This is a genomic window from Pristimantibacillus sp. Z349TD_6 (assembly GCF_056173205.1).
The window spans coordinates 3,873,592-3,889,888 of sequence record NZ_CM149662.1; the positions used below are offsets into that span (position 1 = coordinate 3,873,592).

The 16,297-nt window shown below is 42.7% G+C and carries 9 protein-coding genes; 5 read left to right on the forward strand and 4 right to left on the reverse strand.

Annotated features, from left to right (window positions below):
- Positions 1-826 precede the first annotated feature (826 nt).
- A complete protein-coding gene (locus tag AC0VYE_RS16795) occupies positions 827-1,756 on the reverse strand; it encodes a LacI family DNA-binding transcriptional regulator (RefSeq protein WP_076269366.1) in 930 nt (309 codons plus the stop codon).
- Positions 1,757-1,923: 167 nt separating this feature from the next.
- Here AC0VYE_RS16795 and AC0VYE_RS16800 point away from each other — a divergent pair, with 167 nt between their 5' ends.
- The 5 genes from AC0VYE_RS16800 (at position 1,924) to AC0VYE_RS16820 (ending at position 10,442) form a co-directional block, all read left to right on the forward strand.
- Positions 1,924-3,273 (forward strand): alpha/beta hydrolase, encoded by a 1,350-nt coding sequence (locus AC0VYE_RS16800; protein WP_475449302.1) that lies wholly within the window; start codon positions 1,924-1,926, stop codon positions 3,271-3,273.
- Positions 3,274-4,605 (forward strand): alpha/beta hydrolase, encoded by a 1,332-nt coding sequence (locus AC0VYE_RS16805; protein WP_475449304.1) that lies wholly within the window; start codon positions 3,274-3,276, stop codon positions 4,603-4,605. It begins immediately after the preceding gene.
- A gap of 15 nt (positions 4,606-4,620) precedes the next feature.
- Positions 4,621-4,785, forward strand: coding sequence for a hypothetical protein (locus tag AC0VYE_RS16810; protein WP_475449306.1), 165 nt, complete (start codon positions 4,621-4,623; stop codon positions 4,783-4,785).
- Between the two features lie 987 nt (positions 4,786-5,772).
- Complete coding sequence (locus AC0VYE_RS16815; protein ID WP_475449308.1) at positions 5,773-8,136, forward strand: discoidin domain-containing protein; 2,364 nt, start codon at positions 5,773-5,775, stop codon at positions 8,134-8,136.
- Positions 8,137-9,587: 1,451 nt separating this feature from the next.
- On the forward strand, positions 9,588-10,442 hold the full coding sequence (locus AC0VYE_RS16820) for a stalk domain-containing protein (RefSeq protein WP_475449310.1): 855 nt from the start codon (positions 9,588-9,590) through the stop codon (positions 10,440-10,442).
- 329 nt (positions 10,443-10,771) lie between these two features.
- On the opposite strand, the gene AC0VYE_RS16825 is transcribed toward AC0VYE_RS16820, so the two are convergent.
- The 3 genes from AC0VYE_RS16825 to AC0VYE_RS16835 all read right to left on the reverse strand — a co-directional run bounded on the left by AC0VYE_RS16825 (position 10,772) and on the right by AC0VYE_RS16835 (position 15,640).
- The gene (locus AC0VYE_RS16825; protein ID WP_475449312.1) at positions 10,772-12,589 is read right to left on the reverse strand and encodes a glycoside hydrolase family 30 protein; all 1,818 of its coding nucleotides are present in this window, start codon (positions 12,587-12,589) and stop codon (positions 10,772-10,774) included.
- Positions 12,590-14,095: 1,506 nt separating this feature from the next.
- Positions 14,096-14,233: a hypothetical protein gene (locus AC0VYE_RS16830; RefSeq protein ID WP_179089843.1), complete on the reverse strand. Its 138-nt coding sequence runs from the start codon at positions 14,231-14,233 to the stop codon at positions 14,096-14,098.
- A gap of 378 nt (positions 14,234-14,611) precedes the next feature.
- On the reverse strand, positions 14,612-15,640 hold the full coding sequence (locus AC0VYE_RS16835) for a phosphotransferase (RefSeq protein WP_475449314.1): 1,029 nt from the start codon (positions 15,638-15,640) through the stop codon (positions 14,612-14,614).
- Positions 15,641-16,297: the final 657 nt, after the last annotated feature.

The window sequence follows — 16,297 nt, forward strand, 5'->3', positions numbered from 1 at the left end:
CACAGTATTCAAAGAAAAAGCAATTCGGATTAAATCCGAATTGCTTTTTTACTGCAAGAAAGGGGAACTTATATAAAACATAACGAAAATCGAGCTATATGGTGTATGACACTAGACAAGCCAAGCCAAGCCAAGCCATGTAAATTGTCGGATGACAAGAATATGTACCGATTGCCTATTCAATACCCTAACGTCACGGCGGATGTCATTCCAAATAGAATAGAAGCAAAGGTGTAAAAGGGGTGGAACAATTCATGACATGTCATAATCCTAGCGGTAATAATTGTCACCTCATTTGGTACTGGAATCCCAAAAGGTCCCAAACAGAAGGCTAAGAATAGTACGATGTAGCCATAATGACTTATCATTGTCAAAATTTGATCCACGTAGGTTCCCCATTTTATGAAAATGACTTGTGTGCGCCCCGATAATGACAACAACACCTAAGCTTTTTTTAAAGAAAGAAATGCTCGCCTAATTCATAGGCGAGCATTTCTTTTAGATTATTTAATTAAGGTACCTTTAGAATTCCTGTAAATTGATTAGGTGCAACTCTATTTTTCAATTATAAGACTAAGTGAAAATTTATATGTTCAACTGGTGGATTAACTTCATGTCACAACATATTAGAATTCATCATCTGCAAACGTATTAAAGATAACCATGTCATTTAATAGTAATCATGGGGTTCGATGTCAAACTGTTCTTCCGCGAGGAAATGCGCATGATTAGCGAAATCCGACTTAAAGATACAGCGAGCGAGCTACTCGTTCTATGGATCTGCTCACCCTCCATGTCTCATAGGTTCATGACGAGCCCCAGCCGTTTAGTCCTTCTTGCCCAGAGAGATGTACTGATCCTCGGAAGTGCCGAAAGGAGTGTGCAGTAGCGCGCTCATCAAGCCGAAAGCGACCTCGGACTTGGAACGAGTGAAAACGAACTTTGTGACTTGCTCGGGAAGGAGTTCCGGGCATTCCGAGGTGCAGACGACGACAAGGTTCTCCGGGCTCAGGTACTTCATTACCTGCAAGGCCAAAAATTCGTTGAAGACGACGAGGGGCTTGTTCTCGTGCTGCTGGATAAATTGCTTGAGCGACTCTTCGTCGCTGGTGGCTGCGAATACGAGAGATTCATCCAAACCCGAAGCGGATCGAACGATCTCATGATACCGCTCGTTCGACATGTGTTCGTGAATGAGCGCATAAGGCTGTCCGGTCGGCAATGACGCGTTCAGATCGCTGAACAATTGTTGGAAATCAGGATTGACTTGCCGGAACAAGGAATCGTCGATCAAGCTGTCCACGATAACCAGCGGCGATCCATATTGCAGATTCCTCGATATCGCATGGAAGGATTGGACCATAGCATCGATCAGAAAGAAGCCGTCCAGCTTACGCTCGGCGATGATCTCGAAATTGGGTTTGGCCGGATCGATTTGGGATACAAGGAGATGATAACCCTTCTCCCGGCATCGGCGCTCCAATCCGTCAAGGAAAACTCCGTAGCTGACCGGCTTTGGAATGCGGGCGTCGCCGGTGCTGACGAATAGCACGCCAAGGACATTGGTTTTGCCGAGTGAGAGTGACTTGGCCGTCAAATTCTGAACGTAATGGAGCTTGCTCGCTGCTGTAAAGACCCGCTGCCGCGTCTCTTCCGGAATCGTCTGGGTGCTCACGTTATTAAGAACATAGCTTACCGTAGCGACGGAGACGCCGGCTTCTTTGGCTACGTCGCGGAGTGTCGTTTTTTTCATCATATCAGTAACCGCCTCGTTAGGATCAAAAGTTTAGATAATCATAAGTCCGAACTTGGAAGGATGTCAAACTTGCCGTTGACAAGCCTCAGGAAACGCCCTATACTGAAGCCACTTAACCGGTTAAGTTAAAGCTTGAAGAATGAAGTTCTCAGAAGGGGCTATGCAATATGGAAAATTCGGCTCAATCGAAGCTGATCGTATTACCCGGGGTGCACGCATCCCGGCTGGGGAACGAAAGAGACATCTACATTTATTTGCCTGCGGGCTATGACGATGATCCGTCCGTAAGGTATCCCGTGCTGTACATGCACGTAGGCCAGCACGTATTCGAGCCGAGCAAGCCATCCGGAGAGTCCTGGGGCATGCATCGCGTAGCCGACCGACTAGTGGCGGAAGGGCTGGTTCGGCCAATTATTATCGTGGCGGTCGAACATAAGTACGAGGACGGAACCAGTGAATATTTCCACGACCTGTACGCGTATCCTATCCGCTGCGTCGGTGAGCTCTACGAACATTTTCTGATCGAAGAGCTGAAGCCAATTGTAGATCGCGGATTCAGGACACTGCCGGATGCGGAGCATACGGCGTTAATGGGCTCCTCGGCAGCCGGCATCGCAACGTACAACATTGGGCTCCGCCGTCCGGATGTATTCGGCATGCTGGGCATCCTGTCGCCTTTTTTCGTCCAGGTAGATCCCGGCACTCTTGAAGAAACGCCGCAGTATCGTCTGTATCCTTATAACGATGGGCAAAAAATATGGATGGACATTGGTGGGTCGGAGGGGTTCTTCATGCCATCCCACGTGCGGAGCGTCGCTGAGAATATGCAGCAAGCTGGCTGGAAGCAAGGTGAGGAGCTTTATTATTATCTGGACATGGAAGCCGCGCATTCCGAATGGGACTGGAGCCGCCGGGCGCACATGCCGCTGCTGCACTTCTTTGGCGAAGCCGCCGATGTGTCGGTACTCGCGCTTGAAGGGGACGGTATCGTCGGTGTCGACGGGCCTGTAGTGGTCGTTAATGCGGTTGCCACTCTTCACAACGGCATACGCTTCAGTTTGCTCAAAGCCGATTACCAGACGGATAATCCGGATGTCCTCGGGATTACGTCAGACGGAAGGCTGCTTCCACGGAAACCCGGCACTGCGACGATCGTCTGCCGCTATGGTGGCCAAGAAGCGGCCAGAATGTATACTGTCGTGGAACGGCTATCTGAGACCGTCGACGTCGAGATTGAAATTCGCGTGCCGGATACAACGCCGGAAGATGCCGAGATTTATGCGACGTTCGGCGTTCCGAAGCTCGGCAAAGGATTGTATGGCGGAACGGTCAGTTTGTCTAGAGGATTAACGTTCGATTTTCTCATCACCCGGGGCTACGATAAGGAAGAGGTCGATCGGGATTTCGGGCGGATGCCTTACAGAAGGATTGTCACGGACGAGGACAAGAGAGTCGTTTACACGGTTCATAATTGGATAGACTTAAGGCCAGATACGGGAAGAGAGGAGGAGATTTGAATGACGCAGCCTTCGCGAGTGGAAACCATCGCGAATTTCCGATCGGAAATTATGCGCAACGAAAGGGACATTTTCGTTTATTTGCCGCCCGGCTACGGGGTGGAAGCGGACCGGACGTATCCGGTACTTTATATCCATGACGGGCAGAACGTATTCCATGAAGCATTTAATGGGCAGTCATGGAACCTGCACCGCGTATGCGACCGTCTGATTGCGGAAGGACGCATTGAAAAATTGATCGTCGTGGCTGTCTCGAATAAGGGGATGGAGCGAGACAGCGAGTTCGCGCATCAAGGCCCGTTCGCAGAGGAGCTCGACTACCCTTGCCGGGGAGAGTTCTATGAGCGTTTTCTGGTGGAGGAGGTGAAACCCTACATCGACCGTACTTACCGGACGAAGCATGAGAGCCGCCATACCGCACTGATGGGTTCGTCCAGAGGCGGGCTCGCTACTTACCATATCGGTTTCCGCCGTTTCGACGTTTTTGGCAAGCTGGCCATGCTTTCTCCTTATTTCGCCCAATACAATGAGGTGACGATGACGCATCTGCCCATCGTTCAGACTTTCGATGGGAAAGGACCGTTTCAATTATGGATAGATGCGGGCGGCATGGAAGGCATGACTGTGCGTGTCGATCACGTCAGGCACATGGCGGAGCATTTCGTGAAGCTAGGCTACCGGTCTGGAGATGACCTCGTGTTCTGCTACGAACCGATGGCAGAGCATAACGAGGGGGCTTGGGAACAGAGGGTGTACGCGCCGCTTGTCTTCTTCTTCGGAGACAATGGATCGCCAGTCTCAGCCGAGTTGATCGGTGATTCTGTCGCCGGGATCGAGGGAGCCGAGGCATGGGTGTACCCGCTTGTCACATATGAAAGCGGTTTAGTGTCGGTCGACCTGGACGCAAGCTTCCGCGTTACGCCCGAAGGCGCAGCGGTGGTCGATACGACAGGCTTGATCCGGGCAGTCAAGACGGGGGAATGTGAGATCGTGTACAGCGGACATGCGCTGACCGCATCGACAACAATCAGGATCGTGCCGGAATTGTCCGAGGAGATCGAAGTGGAGCTGGTAGTTGTCGTACCAGACGATACCTCGGCAACGGCGAGAGTATACGCGGGGGCGGAACTGGAGAAGTCCGGACCACGCTCCTACCGAAGGCGGCTTTTTCTGCCGAGAAATACGGGATTTTCTTTTCACATCTCAGAGCATTCTGGTCTAAGGGAAGCAGGCCCGGAGGGGGCGGACGTCCCGAAGCGGCGGTTCGTCGCCGACTGCAATAAGACGTTGCATTATGAAGTCCAAAATTGGATGCTAAGTCAAACGATATGAATACGGGGAATCTCCATGAAGACGAAAACACTGACTCGCGGCGCGAAAAAACTACCATTGTCTTTCTTAACGCTATCGCAGCTCGCCGCAGCCGCTTACTCCAACGGCACAATATTTTTTTCAATTCGAATCGTTCCAGCGATCCTACAACTGAAACAATTGGTTTCAAACTTCCAATAACAAAACATCCATTGAAGTACAAATCAATAACTGATTCCAATAAATATAATTAGTATTAAAATGCTGAGTCCAGGTAGGGTATGGATTCAGCTTTTTTATTAGAAGAGGTTTAATCAAATGCCAAAATCACTAACTTAAGAGGAAGTGACAAAATAACAATGCTGAGAATACAAGATAGATTGTGACACAAGCTAATGTCGGATGACAAGAATATGAGCCGATTAATTACCGCGTAAATCGCGGTTTTTTTATTTTATCGGTACATATTCTTGGCAATGTGCAATGTCAAGAATATGTACCGAATGCCGAAAAAGGCCAAGAATGTATAGCGATTGCCGATGAGCTATTTTATCAAGTGTTCTGCATATTTCACAATCAAACCAAAATCGTCTACAAAGAGAAAATGGTAAAAAGGGACTTTTCATTTATATAGTGCTTTTTGGAATTCGTTGATAATACCTTCAATTAGCATTAATTGAATTTTGTAACTATGTTCTGCAGGCCATTTAGCTTACGGGCAGGATAGTTTAAGATCAAACGCGGTGAACCGTACCACAAATAAGGGCAAGTTTTTTTTGGTGAATTCCTTGCGGCGTATGGGTTTGAATATATGTGCTTAGGTCACATGCGAAGAAACGAGAGAAAGGTGCATCGGTTGATTTTTTTGATTTGTAAAAAGGTGTATATGAAAGTAAACAAAAATCTATTTCCAAGCATAAAATTGCCTCATAGAATTAGTCGTAAAGAGGCCGTTTGGAGCTTGGATAAAATGGACACTCGGATCAAGACCATGTACCAGACTTGTTAAAATCATTTAAACCTAAGAAATGGGGATGAAAGATGAAGCGAAGTCAGAGGTATCCAAGACGAAGTTCCTTGTTGTTATCATTTTTGTTAATCTTATCGATTGTTTTTTCTGTTCAACCATCAGTAGTGAAGGGAGAAGGGGATAGGTCGCCGAAGATTTCGCAGGGGCAGGAGGATCAAATGCCTTTACTTCAAGTTCCTAATCAGCAGGGACAACAAGAAAAGTCCGATCCTGATCTCGAGCAACAACCCCAGTCTAACTTAGAACAGCCGCTTGCCGCTGCTGCTGCAACAGGATATTTCCCACCAAATACCGCGGCATCTGGGAATGTGAAGAACATGGCCTTGCTTTATACTGGATATTACGGTGGACGAACGACATACGAGGGAAGAGAAATCGGCACGTATGACAAGAATACGCTTTTGCCCTATGTTGCGCACTACAACAGTAATAATGTGATGGATGACACCTTTTTCGATTCATTTCTATTTCTAGGAATCAACACATCTGACTATAGAGATTTTGGTGATACAGCGGACCCTGCCAAGTGGACCTATAAGGCGGATTGGGAATGGTATATAAACCGCATTTTCACCGCTAATCAACAGCTCGATGCCCTCAACCAAGCAACCCAGCAAGTTGCAACCACACTAAACCTAACAAATTACAAATCCAAAGTATATATTATGATGCCTTATCCTAATAGTGAAATCACCAATTTCGGAGATGTCGATAACGACGGAATCAGCGAAAATCTGAATTCGACGCCTAGCAATATGACGAAGGTAACCAAATGGTATATCGACACCGTATTAAGCAGATGGAATCAAGCCCAATACAGCAACCTTGAATTAAAAGGCTTCTACTGGTTCCATGAAGATATTGATCACGGCAATCCGGGTGAAGTAAATGCAATTAATAACTCTGGTAACTATCTTCATACGCTGGGTCTGAAACTTGCCTGGATTCCATACTTTGGTGCCGGACAAAGCAATAACTGGAATAATTATGCAATCGATTTTAGCATCCAGCAGCCCAATCACTATTTCGTTCCGGAGACTGATTATTCGAGAATGACGAATGTATCGACCCAAGCTCAAACATATAATAAGGGCATCGAAATGGAGTTTGACGAAAGAGCGATGTTCGACCCCGATTTTAAAAACCGATTCGATAATTACTTAAAGGCCGGCGTAGAATACGGATACATGACAGGAGCGGTCAAGGGTTGGTATCAAGATATTTTTGGGATATATAACTTGTATAAAAACAAGAATAACAACGGTGAAAACGGAATTTATGACGGGAGACAGATGTATGAAGATATCTACAAATTTGTTAAAGGAACGTATACCATTCCAGCTAATCTTGCAAGCGGTAAATCGGCAGTAGCCTCTTCCAACCAAAGCTCTTCTCTATCCGCTGCTAAAGCTGTTGACAATTTGCCGGGTACACGGTGGTCAAGCCAACAGTATTCAAGTACAGAGTGGATTTACGTCGATCTCGGGCAAGCCTACAACATCAAACGCGTCAAACTTAACTGGGAGTATGCTTACGGCAAGAGCTACAAAATTCAAGTATCGAATGATGCGGTCAATTGGACCGATGTGTACTCGACAACGACAGGCAACGGAGGTGTAGACGATATAGGCTTTGTGCCTACAACGGCAAGATACGTGAGAATGCACGCAACAGAGAGGGGCACGAGCTATGGTTACTCTATTTATGAGTTTCAAGTATATGGAGACAGCGTCGGATCCGCTACTACAACAAATTTGGCGTTAAATAATACAGCTACGTCATCTTCCAATCAAGAGGCAGCTCTTTCTCCGAATAATGCGGTTGACGGTAATGTGGCGACAAGATGGGCCAGTCAGTTTGCAGACCCGCAATGGATTACAATCGACCTTGGGCAGGCTTATAACATAAATCGAGTTATATTGAATTGGGAGCTTGCCTATGGCAAAGGCTACAAGATTCAAGTATCGAATGACGCTGTCAACTGGATGGATGTGTATACGACAACGAATGGAGACGGGGGGATTGACGATATATTCTTTACTGCCGTAAATGCAAGGTATGTAAGAATGTACGGAACCCAGAGAGCTTACTCCTTCTATGGCTATTCCTTATATGAATTCCAGGTTTATGGCAAACCGAATCTAGCGTTAAACAAATCGGCAACATCCTCTTCCAACGAGACATCCACATTAACGGCCGATAAAGCGGTGGATGGTAATGTAACGACAAGATGGGCCAGCCTGTTTTCAAATCCGCAATGGATCTATGTAGACCTCGGACAGGAAACCCGCGTCAACAATGTCAAACTCAACTGGGAGTATGCTTATGCTAAGAGCTATAAGATTCAGGTGTCGAACGATGCAACCAACTGGACGGATATAAACATGACAACGAATGGAGACGGAGGTATAGACGATATCTACTTTGAACCGGTAAATGCAAGGTATATAAGGATGCATGCGACAGATCGAGGCACAGGCCACTGGTATTCTCTTTATGAGTTCGAAGTTTATGGCAGCTGAACCATTAGCATAACGTAAAGCCTAATATGGGGTTCTCATCCCAAATAACAAAACAAGCCCATGCACGAAACTGAAGTGCACCCCTTATAGTAGACATTGGAAAAACCCATATGGGAAACCGATGATACTTTAGGGGTGTATTTTTATGAGGAAAAGAGAGCAACCGAATAAATTGTATTCATATGAAGTAAGGAAAGAAGCCGTACGTTTACACGAAGAGGATAGATGGATGTACATGCAAATTACAGAGAAGTATGGAATACAAGATAAAGATAGAGTTCGTAAATAGGTGTATAAATTTAGGAAAAAAGGCAATTACGGATTATTGGATAACAGAGGCCGCCGCGAAGAATATAAAGATATGGATCGTTACAACCAACAACTTCAACGGGAGAATACGGTTTTGAAAAAGTGATTAGAAATCTGGAAACGGGAGGTGTGAAAGGCAAGTATGCAATTATCGAGGAGTTATCTGATGTTTACCCAGTGACCCTGCTATGTGAATTGCTTGATGTATGGAGAAGCGCGTACTATTGATATCTTAAGCGTAAGCAAGCAGACCCTGATGGCGAGACCAAGCAGCGGATCAAAGCGATTTATCTACAGCGTGAGCGAACGTACGGTTATAGGAGAATCCAAGGTGAGTTAAGTTCTTGTCATCCGACACGGTTGGTGTCGGATGACAAAAATATGAGCCGATTAATTACTGTGTAAATCGCGGTTTTTTGTTTTATCGGTACATATTCTTGGCAATGTGCAATGTCAAGAATATGTACCGAATGCTGAAAAAGGTCAAGAATATATTCCCATTGCCGTTGAACAATTTTGATTTCTCACAAAGGCTCACTTATTTGTGGAATTTGTCAGAATGATAGATAACACTCTACAGGAATGCTAACGGGCAGGATAGTTTAATTCACTTCACGAATACCTTAAATATGGAAAGTTCACTAAGTTCGTAATTTAGACGGTAGTTGAAATACCATGAAAATATGAGAAAAAGGAAGATAACATGGATTATTTTTTAAATTCTTGGGGGTGTATATCAATCGAAAGTCCACCTTTGCAAATCAATACAAAACAAACATCTAATTATTAAAAATGGTAGAACTGAATTGAAAGTACATTTCGATGATTTTAAAAGAATTAAAGAACCGAAGTATCATTTCGATGAACAAGTAGATGTCATGTATTTAGAGAAAACAGGACATGTCGAAGATATTTATTGGCATTACAAGTCTGAAAAACACATTTATCTTTCAATCATTGATTGAAAGATAAAATCAAGACGATTTTACGAGGAAGAGCTCATGTAATTAAATAATTGAAGATGCTTACTTCAAATAAAACCATATCACGCTTGAGTCCATTCTTAATTCTTGATTGAATTTATAGGATTGATTATGGTAAAAAGAGATGGCGAGACAATAACCATTAAGAAGGTGAAATGAATGAGGAAATGGCTTGTTGTTACCTTGCTGGTTTTTCTTGTAAGTGCTAGTATCGGTCTTCATCGCACTTCTGCTGCCATGAAAATCTTTCCTTACATTCTGTCGATAGATGGGAAGAAGGTTGAGTTTACAAATGCCAATCATCCAGTTGTACTGAATGGAACAACAGTTGCTCCGTTTCGACCGGTCTTTGAACGACTAGGGCTACATGTGAAGTGGAAACCAGAGAGCAAACAAATCATTGGGGAGAGTTCTGATTTAACAATCACGTTGACGGTTGGCTCCACAAAAGCAATCGTTAATGGCAAGCGCGTAGACATGCCGGCAGCACCCGTTATAATAAAGGGTTTCACCTTTGTTCCCTTACGATTTATTAGCGAATCAAGCGGCGGAGAATTACAAGTTTATGGTGAAGAGGGCGGTAATAATGCCTGGTTACTTTCAGCAAAACAAGTTCAGTTAAATAAGGCAATCATGGATAATGATTTGAAGGCAACTGAAAAGTATTTGCAACAAGGTGCTGACCCAACTGTAGGGGTCGGACCGTTAGGGCCAGCAATAGACAGTTTTGTTCCTTTTTATGGAGATAACCTTGAGATGGTTGTACTCTTCCTAGAATACGAGATGAATGTTAATGCCCGAGAAGAATTTAATGGTACAACTCTACTACATAATGCGGTATTATACAGCAGATACGAAATGGTCAAGTACTTATTAGAACACGGTGCTAATCCTTCTATAGAGTCTAGAATTGGCACACCTTTGGAAATTGCACAAAGCCCAAGTTTCCCCGAAGACCAACAAAATGCTGATGCGATTGCAGAATTACTTAAGTCTTACTTGCAAAATGGGTAATTTTGCTCGACTTGAACGATGAGTTCTTCATATCCCGAACCCCCGAGAACCTTACAATCTAAAATTGCGAGCGCTCTTAAAAGCATGTGAAGATCGGTGCTTTCATTAACATTGAATTCTAACATCTGTTGTAGCATCACGGATTGACTATGCTGGATTTGTAATTTATCCTGTGTTCGGTAAATGAGGACATGTTCTAATGAAGAGGATAACAAGATTACTCCGGGCGGGATACGTAATATCATGAGAGAAATAAGCCTAATCCATATCGGAGCAAAAAGATCTGCTATTGCAGCGGATCTTTTTGCTCCTTACACAAGTGTTGCGAATTATGACTGGTAGTTAATAACCATTTTGGCAACCTGTTTCTCCCATGAATCCGATCCAGACAATTCGACCTTCAGGTATTGAGTACCTGCAGGCAGTTCGTTTTGTGGTGAATACGTTTTCCTATACCAATTGCCAAAAGTATAGACACCAACTGTACTGGTATGAGACACTTGTGTCCAGTTCACATTATCAGGTGAGGTGTAGAATGCTATACCATTCCATACACTGGCATGATAAACGGTCGCAGTAAAGTTGGTGATATTCTGTAAGTTATACACAAAGCTTGCTGTTGTTCCTGTTAACCGTTTAACGCGTGAGGTATCATTATTGAAGTAAAGTGCGCTATTTGTCGTGTCAAATGCTAGATTGCTAGTATGAGAGCTTGTTTTGGACCAGTTGTTCAGATCGTCTGTAAGCGTTTGCGGAGGAGAGTCAGGTGCAGATCCGTTTTCACCAACAAACGTTATAACGCTCTTAGCTGGAATAACGGTCTTGAACTTGCCTCCTGCTAAAGGCACATTAGGACCTTTTGCCATATTTAAGTCACTGTTAGTTGTATAAGGAGTAAGCTTGCCAGCTGTGAATCCGCTTGGGTTGAAGTTCACTTCTGCTGAACTGTCGCTGTCATTGACGGCAACGATTGTGAACTTTCCAGTTGCTGGGTCTTTAAAGGCCGACGCATATACACCTGATTGAGGATTTTCGGATGCACCGATTCTGACATATCCCGGTTTAATAAATTTGCTGAAGTTACCGAAAGCATAATATCTTTTTGTTAATTGGTAAGTACTCGTTGCTTTGTTTACGTTGATTAAGCCTTCGTCATTATTGCCTGGGATTGCTCCTGTCCAGTACAACCACGCATTAACATTCGCCTTCGTAACGAAATCATGAATTTGTTTAGCGAATTTTAAGCCTGAATTAATGCCTGGATCATAGGAATCTACCTTAGATACTTCGGTCATCCATACTTTTTTGCCTTTGGACGCAGCTGTAGTAAAAGGATTAGTTGGCAGCTCAGCGTTAATGACCGGAACTGGATAATTGTGACCGCCAACAATGTCGATACGCTCTGCTGAAGCCGGATCATTGAGAGCATCCTTCACCAGATCCTCGGACCACCATGAAGATTCACCAACAATTACTTTCTTATTCTGAACCCCTTGGTTAATCATAGCTTGTTTCAAATAATTTTTGAGGAATACTTGGATGTTCGTCGAATTCCATTCGCTGGAATTCCAAGAGAGGAAGGTCATAGAGTTCGGCTCATTTGTCAAGGAAACACCGTATAGATCGATACCGAACTGAAGTTTATATTCCTTAATAAACGTAGCCATGAGAGTTGCAAAATCACCATAATTTTCGGATTTGAGGAATCCGCCATTCGTTGTGGAGTTATTCGTTTTCATCCATGCAGGTGGACTCCAGGCGGTTGCGATAATTTTGTCAACGCCTCTAGCCTTTGCTTGCTGCATTACCCATACTTGGTCAGGTCTAGCATTAAAATCATACGTTCCTGGAGCTGGATTGAATTGTGGGAAAATTTCGCCCCTAAGGATGGATAACCCGATACCTTTATCTTGCGTAAACAGCAGATCCATGACTTCACTGCGCGCCGGCTCCGCCAAATCATAGATAGCATCTGACCATCCTGCTTGTGATACTCCGAAACCATCGATTTCTTGTTTAACGTCATTCCAATTCACAGTAACATCCGATGCTGCATGGGCAGTAAGAGGTAATACTATCAATGTCGAGAGCACAAGACTCATTACTACACTAGCACTTGTCAGCCTTTTAAAAAGATTCCGTTTCATACCTAACCACCTTTACTTGAATGTTGGTACTTTCGCATGTATATCCTGACTTTTTAAAAAGCTATGCTGCTTATGATTTTTTTGTGTGTATCATCTAAGTATGATTTGTATTGTTGTGCAATTAACTGTGTAGATTATCTTGCTCACTATTATCAAGCATTCTATCAACCACGGCGCCGAGGCTTCCGAATGCTGCAGATCACTCCCTTCATTGCACTGTATGTCAAGACCTCTGAGACAGCACCTCTGTGTTATTATGACGGATTCCTATTCTCAAGCTGATGGAAAATTTACAGGATTGAGATGGAATATATCGCCATTCAGATGGATTTTAATTGGATATGGTTTGAGTGTCAATTGACAGAACATCATAATATTCACGCATTAGTTGTTTTTGTATTGATTTGATAGGTCGTTTAACCCAACTAATTGGATATTATTTGAATGTCAATGAACAAAACATCATAACATTCACGCATTAGTTGTTTTTGTGTTGATTTGACAGGTCGTTTAACCCAATTAATTGAATGATGTGTTAGATCCGGATGGTGAAGGCATCCATCTTAATACGCTCCGTAAAAATAGCGAGCTCCATGATTATTTCGTTCAGCATCAAATTTCCAAGCCATATAAGCCACGTAATAGGGCTGTAAAACAGCTTATGGATGATATGGATTCATTCATCAAACAGATCAAGATTAACCGTGACCTAGAATGTGTTAAACAGCGTTATATGCAGTCCACAAAGTCCGAACTGGTGGAGCATCTGATAAGACTTGAACAATATGCTGCTCATCATAATAAGTGAATCATAGGAGAAAAAATGGCCGCAACTATCAGCTGCTTTTTGTTCATTGAAAGATCTCGGCGGAGCAGAGCCGGAGCGCGAAAGGAGGGCGAAACCTTGGAAATTATAATTTTGATATCTGAAAAAGACATATATAATGTATGACAACCGAGGGATGAATCTATATAGGATAAGGCCTAAAGCCAATACATTGACATATGTACAAAATACGAGTTTTGTGAATAAGTAGTAATGAAATTATCATTAATGATTAGTTCGTCTTTAATTTGCTGTTACTTTACTTACTCTTGCCTTCATTTTATGGACTTCAATTATAATGATAAATTCCATACAACTTCCGCTTCAAATTAAACGGTTTGCTCTTGTGAATTAACACTAATAAAAACTAGAGTTTAATTTCATTAGTAATGCTACAATTCAGCTGTCGTAATTATCCGTAGAGTTAATTTTAGAGTTAATCCTTAAAGTTTATTTGCTCATCATGAATGTAATTCTAAACTCATGTAAAGTTTCCATTGTAAAATCTAATTATTTCCATATATTTCAATGTTCAATACTTCAGTCATACCACAATGTTCTTCTATAATACTGCAGCTGCAATTTTCTTAGACGGATTGATCATTGAACTTGCATTGGAACTTAAAAAAATAACCAATATGACGCATGTATTGGTAAATAATTTCCTTTTAACAGTCCCGTTAGTTCATTGATTTTCTTTTCAAAATGGTGATGTAGTCTATTTCTAACCCAGTTATATTTTTGATTACTTCCTCTTCTATACCTTCTGCTAGTGCTTTTCGTGCAAATCGTAAGCGATATTTGACTGCTGCCAACATCAGATTGTCTCCTCAAATGGACGAAGGTAAATCGTTTTATTTTTCTGATGCCCTGCTTGATCTAAAATAGTCTTTAGCTCTAACGTCAAGAGTTGCTTATAGAAGACCTTTGTTGTTTTACCATCTGCACCTACCTCTACTGCTAGAAGCAGCACGCCTTCTCGACTATAATAGTTCCGGCAATCAGCTAATTCTAGTGAGAATAGCGGCTTCTTTTGGTAAAACGATATCTACCTGACAAATAGCTTCAACATTTTTAGATTAAGCAGAGCCAACATAAATAATTATCTAATTCAGGAATCGAGAGTGGTGCAACTTCTCCGCTTGTTAGGGCACAAACGTACAGCTAATCATAATTTTCGCATAGGATGAACCAATTTAATTGAGCTTATGAAGTGTGCCGTTCTTATGTTCCTTGAGCAACTTCGAGAATAGCTCGCTTGAGTAATCAATCCTACGCTCAGGGAATTCACCTGTAAGTACAATCTTCAACATATGAAGCAGACGTTTACCCGTTAGTTCAGTAGGCCCAATAGACCATTGTCTAATACTGGGATATAAATATATCAAGCCACTGTAACGAAATGCTACCCTCAATCTTTCATAAAAATCATCATAACTAAGTGATATACCGTTTGCAATTAATTCGTTGTAATAAAGTTTAGCATGCTCTAGGTTAAAATAACTGGCCAGGTCAATATAAAAAGGCGCATAATAGCTCCACCCGAAATCAATAAAATATGGTTTTCCATTATAATAATGTATATGGGGACCATCTACCGACTGCAAATCTCCATGTGTAAGAGTCAGGCTTTCCCTCTCATCGTACAAAGCCTCCATATCACGAGCAAAAGTGTCGGCTTTTTCACGCAGTGATGGCAGATAAGCACCAAATTCTCTGCAAAACTGGGAATTTTGATCCATAAGCGTTTCAAAATGATCCACAGAAATTTTTGTGACCAAGTTTTTCCAATATTGACCGTCAGCATGTGGTAGCCATAGCATCTCCTGACCTCTATGCATATTACGTGCGTGGATTCTAGCTAATGCTTCCGCAACCCTTGGCGACCAATCTACGCTAGATGGAGGTGATTTAACACTTCCCAAATCTTCTATAGCCATCCATCTAGGCTCATCTGTTTCTAAATCAAGTGAAAATGCGGCGGGCGTGTTTAGACGGCCTTGGTCAGTCAATGTTTTCATCACCATGCGTTCTTTTAGAGCGGCTTCTTTAAATATCATGCTCTCCTTTTGTCCATTTTCGTAAGTAACCTCTATACGACGTACTTCCGCACCAGACCACCCACGTTCAGCATCTGTCATATACCCTTTCTCTAAATGACGTACTTTTCCGCGTTGAAGTACTTCGGCTAAGCCTTGAGCAATTATGATCATTTTATGTTCCAAATTAATCTACCTACCAATCTATTTATTTTTGGTTTACTCAGTAGCGCATATTACGTGCTCCAATTGCTCTCTCCCCCATTATTTTATAAAACAAAAAAGGGGCAGAAAATGAACATATCGTTCATCTTCTGCCCCCATAGGGAATTGACTAATGGATAACATGATGTCCCAATTCAAACGAATGTCAAAACAAATGAATCTTGACATTTAGGGCATAATGTAAAAAAACCGTGCATGAGAGCACGGTTCCACAGTCAACTAGAAGTAGTCGATGTCCCATGTTCTTAACTATTGCTGGATTATTCTATTTATTTCATGAAAAAATAAACCACTTCAATAAGTGGACTTCTGAAATTTAAATGGAATAAACCTAATGCAATTAACTAGTTAAGAACAATAGCAGACACTTGATACATCCCCCTAATATTGAAACTGGCTAAAGTATAAATTAAAACTAGGAAATAGTCAAAAATACTATGCATCAGATCCGGAAATCGTTATAGACCAAGGCAGGATCTTAAGTTTGATCCACTTGCGGTTTTAGAATACGAAAAGTTATGGCTGCGGCATCTACTCGGTTCCTAGCTTTTGAACTTTTTTTGTCAATTGTATAAGCATCATCTTAAGCCGGGTACAATAACCTCGGAGAGGGAAACA

What these genes read in the sequence shown, in the direction of transcription:
- AC0VYE_RS16795 (WP_076269366.1), bottom strand. Translation starts at nt 1,756, where the DNA reads ATGATGAAAAAAACGACACTCCGCGACGTAGCCAAAGAAGCCGGCGTC.
- AC0VYE_RS16800 (WP_475449302.1), top strand. Translation starts at nt 1,924, where the DNA reads ATGGAAAATTCGGCTCAATCGAAGCTGATCGTATTACCCGGGGTGCAC.
- AC0VYE_RS16805 (WP_475449304.1), top strand. Translation starts at nt 3,274, where the DNA reads ATGACGCAGCCTTCGCGAGTGGAAACCATCGCGAATTTCCGATCGGAA.
- AC0VYE_RS16810 (WP_475449306.1), top strand. Translation starts at nt 4,621, where the DNA reads ATGAAGACGAAAACACTGACTCGCGGCGCGAAAAAACTACCATTGTCT.
- AC0VYE_RS16815 (WP_475449308.1), top strand. Translation starts at nt 5,773, where the DNA reads ATGCCTTTACTTCAAGTTCCTAATCAGCAGGGACAACAAGAAAAGTCC.
- AC0VYE_RS16820 (WP_475449310.1), top strand. Translation starts at nt 9,588, where the DNA reads ATGAGGAAATGGCTTGTTGTTACCTTGCTGGTTTTTCTTGTAAGTGCT.
- AC0VYE_RS16825 (WP_475449312.1), bottom strand. Translation starts at nt 12,589, where the DNA reads ATGAAACGGAATCTTTTTAAAAGGCTGACAAGTGCTAGTGTAGTAATG.
- AC0VYE_RS16830 (WP_179089843.1), bottom strand. Translation starts at nt 14,233, where the DNA reads ATGTTGGCAGCAGTCAAATATCGCTTACGATTTGCACGAAAAGCACTA.